Annotated in this window: 5 protein-coding genes; all 5 read left to right on the forward strand. The window is 67.6% G+C overall.

From position 1 onward, the window contains the following. Positions 1-1,369, forward strand: a 1,369-nt coding sequence (locus HUU95_RS11175; RefSeq protein WP_217429823.1) for an RHS repeat-associated core domain-containing protein, incomplete at its 5' end; no start/stop codon positions are given. 12 nt (positions 1,370-1,381) lie between these two features. Then, positions 1,382-1,717 (forward strand): DUF7668 domain-containing protein, encoded by a 336-nt coding sequence (locus HUU95_RS11180; RefSeq protein ID WP_174280182.1) that lies wholly within the window; start codon positions 1,382-1,384, stop codon positions 1,715-1,717. 93 nt (positions 1,718-1,810) lie between these two features. Beyond that, on the forward strand, positions 1,811-2,107 hold the full coding sequence (locus HUU95_RS11185; RefSeq protein WP_174280183.1) for a hypothetical protein: 297 nt from the start codon (positions 1,811-1,813) through the stop codon (positions 2,105-2,107). A gap of 135 nt (positions 2,108-2,242) precedes the next feature. Further along, a complete protein-coding gene (locus HUU95_RS11190) occupies positions 2,243-2,395 on the forward strand; it encodes a hypothetical protein (protein WP_174280184.1) in 153 nt (50 codons plus the stop codon). Positions 2,396-2,794: 399 nt separating this feature from the next. Next, on the forward strand, positions 2,795-3,367 hold the full coding sequence (locus HUU95_RS11195; protein WP_254602754.1) for an IS5 family transposase: 573 nt from the start codon (positions 2,795-2,797) through the stop codon (positions 3,365-3,367). Positions 3,368-3,525: the final 158 nt, after the last annotated feature.

Below are 3,525 nucleotides of genomic sequence, written 5' to 3' on the forward strand. Positions count from 1 at the left end.
GCGGGCCGAGGCCGGCCCGCCCGACGGCTGGGCGCGCCGGTACGAGTGGGACCGCCAAGGGCGGCTGTCGGCGACGGTCGACGGCGCGGGCGAGCGGACGGGCTACGGCTATGATCCACGCGATCAGGTGGTGGCCGTGGACCGGCCCGGCGCGCGCGAGACATATTCTTACAACAGCCTGATGAACCTCGCCGAGTCGCTCGGCGGGGAGCACCGCTATTGGCGCGATTGCGTGGTGGCCGCCGGTCCTCACCGGTTCCGCTACGACGAACGCGGGCGGATGGTCGAGCGCATCACGACGACGCCCGGCTTTCGCCCGCGGACCTGGCGCTACCGCTGGGACGGGTTCGACCGGCTGGTCGAGCTGGACACGCCCGACGGCGCGCGCTGGGCCTATGCCTATGACGCGTTCGGCCGCCGCGTCGGCAAGCGGCGGCTCGACACGCCTGTGGCGCAGGGCGAGCAGCGGATCGACTATTTGTGGCAGGGCGTGCTGCTGGCCGAGGCATGGCATCGTGAGGGCGACCGCGACCGCGCGACGTCGGTCGAGCGCTGGCATTACGCGCCCGGTGAACTCCGCCCGCTGGCCAAGGAGGTGCAGCGCCGGCCCGCGGCGGCCGATATGCCGGCACAAGCGAGCGCCTTCTTCCCGGTGGTGACCGATCAGCTTGGCGCCCCCGCGGCGCTGTTTGGCGTGGACGGGACGTCGCTATGGGAGGCGGAGCAGACGCTGTGGGGCCGTGCCCGCGCCGCGCGCGCGCTGGTCCGCGCCCGCGCCAGCCACGAGGATCGCGACGACATCGGCGGCGCGACCTGTGCGCTCCGCTTTCCCGGCCAGTGGGAGGATAACGAGAGCGGGCTGCACTACAATCTGAACCGCTACTACGATGCAGACACCGCCCAGTACCTGTCCCCCGATCCGATCGGCCTCGCCGGGGGGATGCGCACGCAGGCCTATGTCGACAATCCGCTCGTTCGGACCGATCCGGAAGGGCTCGCGCCCTGTAACAAGCCCGTCACCCGACCAATCGGCGAGCTTCGGTCGGCCGGCCTCAAGGATGCGCACCACGTGATCCAGGACGCGGCGGTGCGCGACCTGCCCGGCTACAACACGAACAAGGCGCCGGGCGTCCAGCTCTCCGGACCGTCGACGCTGGACGGATCGCCGCATTTCAACGCCACGCAGGCGCAGCGGGTGCAGGGCGGCGGCACCTATGGCGCGGAACGGCAGATCGGCTACGACGCGTTGCGCGCCGCGGGCCACACCGACGGGCAGGCGACGCAGGCGATCCAAGAGGCCGACGCATACTTCAACAGCATCGGCGTCAACAACAACACGGTGACGAGGATCCCGGGCAACCGGCGATGAGGGGCGACCAGGATGGATGAAATCGACGAGCTGGTGGCGCAGGTCGTGGATGCGGTCGCGGACGGCGGTGGCGGCGCCGTCCTGGGCCTGGTGCGGCGGTCGCGCCCGAGCAGGGCCGATATCGACCATCGTCTGGCCGACTATGGCCGGACGTTCGTCCGGACGCCCGCCGATTACCGCGATGTGATCGACGTCGTGGCGGTGGACGGGGCACCGGTTCCCACCTGGTCGGTCCGGGCGCCCCTGTGGACGGCGCAGGAGGGTCGATCGGATCTGACCGCAGTTCTCACGGTCAGCCGGGTCGATGGCAAATACCTGGCCGATCTCGACGACCTGCTGGTCCTTTAGGTGAGTCGAGGCGATCATCGGGTGCGCCAGCGCAGGCCCTGATCGCCCGGGACTTCGCGCGTTTGGACCGGGAGGAAGACCGCGATGCCCGTCATGGAACTGATCAAGGACCTGGTGGAGGGCCGCCTGAAGCTACCCGCCTTTCGCGAGGCGCTTGACCGCGACGGCAACCTGCGGGTGCTGCTCGGGCAGGACGTGCAGCTTCCCCCCTACACGCGCCACGGTACCCTGCTCGACTATGTGCTGGCGCAGGATGGCGCGTCAGCCGGCGCGGCGGTCAACGTCGTTGACGCGATGGAAAAATTCCTGACGCTGAATGGCGTCGATCACCGCACGGATGAGGCGGCGCGGGAGGAATATCGCTTCATCCTTTCCGTCTGTCCGGCCTAGCTGTCGCCGCCAGATCGTTACATTGATCAGCTGAAGGCGGCGATCGCCGACGCGACGGACAAGAAGTCGAGGATCAAGGCGGCAAAGGACAAGATCGCCGCCGACTTCGGCTACCTCGACAAGCCGCCGCGCTGGTTGCAATCGCCGAACTGGCCATTTAACGGCGAGCGCCCGTTGTTCTTCGTCGGACAGCTCGGGATGGGCGACCTCCTCCACGACAACGCGCAGGTGTTCGTGTTCTTCGACAGGGACGACGGCCGGCTCACGAGTTTGATTCAGCGAGCCTGACCCGGCCCCGGGGCATCGGGCGGCAGCCGGCGTGCGAGGATGGAAGGCCGTGTCGCCCGCCGCCGCGTCGCCGACGCGATCACCCGGTCGATGCCGAGTGGCCTCCGGCACACGGTCACCCAGCGATGATAATCGCCACCTCTGCGGGGCCAGCAAGATCGGCCGCAGGCGCAAACACGCACTACGCCGCCGCCCAGCCAGCCGGCCTCCTAGGTTGGATCGACATTCAGGATTCCCAAGGCGTGTGATGTCTGGTTCATGAGGTTCCGTGTTGAGGCGCGGAGCGGGCGATGGGGATCAAGCGGTACGAGTTGAGCGAGGCGCAGTGGGCAAGGATCGTCGCTGCTGCCTGGCAAGGCGAGTGATCCGGGTCGCACGGGATCGGATAACCGCTTGTTCGTGAACGGATGTTTGTGGGTGTTGCGGTCGGGCGCGCATTGGCAGCACCTGCCGGAACGCTACGGCAAGTGGAAGACGGTGCATCGCCGGTTCAGCCGCTGGTGTCATGCCGGCGTGTGGGAGAAGGTGTTCGACGCTCTCACTGCCGACCGCGACAACACCTACCTGATGCTCGACAGCACCATCGTCCGCGCGCACCAGCAGGCGGCGAGCGGAAAAGGGTGCCAGGGATCAGGCGCTGGAGCGTTCCCGAGGTGGACTGACCACCAAGCCTGTCCTGAGCCTGTCGAAGGGGTCCACATGCTTGCCGACACGTTCGGTTGGCCTTCACGGTTCCGGATCACGGCGGGGCAGGCCAGCGACATCGCGGCCGCTCCCGGCCTGCTTGAAGGTCAGCAGGCCAAGGCCGTGCTCGCTGAAAAGGCGTATGATGGCAACGACTTACGCGCTCAGATCGCGGCAATCAGTGCCGAAGCGGTGATCCCGTCCAAGCGTAACCACAAGTCCCGATCCCGCACGACGAAAGCGCCTACAAGCATCGCAACCAGATCGAGCGATGCTTCGGGCGCATGAAGCACTTCCGCCGCTTCGCCACCCGCTACGACCGGGCGCACCATCCACTCACCGGCTTCGTCCACTTCGCCGCCGCCATGATCTAGAGCCTGATGACATCAGGCTGATCTATAGCCGGAGTTGGCGAGGTAGTTTCGGCATTCGGTGGGGGTGAAGGT

The organism is Sphingomonas bacterium (genome assembly GCF_903643065.1).
Classification (GTDB): Bacteria; Pseudomonadota; Alphaproteobacteria; order Sphingomonadales; family Sphingomonadaceae; genus Sphingomonas.

What these genes read in the sequence shown, in the direction of transcription:
- HUU95_RS11180 (WP_174280182.1), top strand. Translation starts at nt 1,382, where the DNA reads ATGGATGAAATCGACGAGCTGGTGGCGCAGGTCGTGGATGCGGTCGCG.
- HUU95_RS11185 (WP_174280183.1), top strand. Translation starts at nt 1,811, where the DNA reads ATGGAACTGATCAAGGACCTGGTGGAGGGCCGCCTGAAGCTACCCGCC.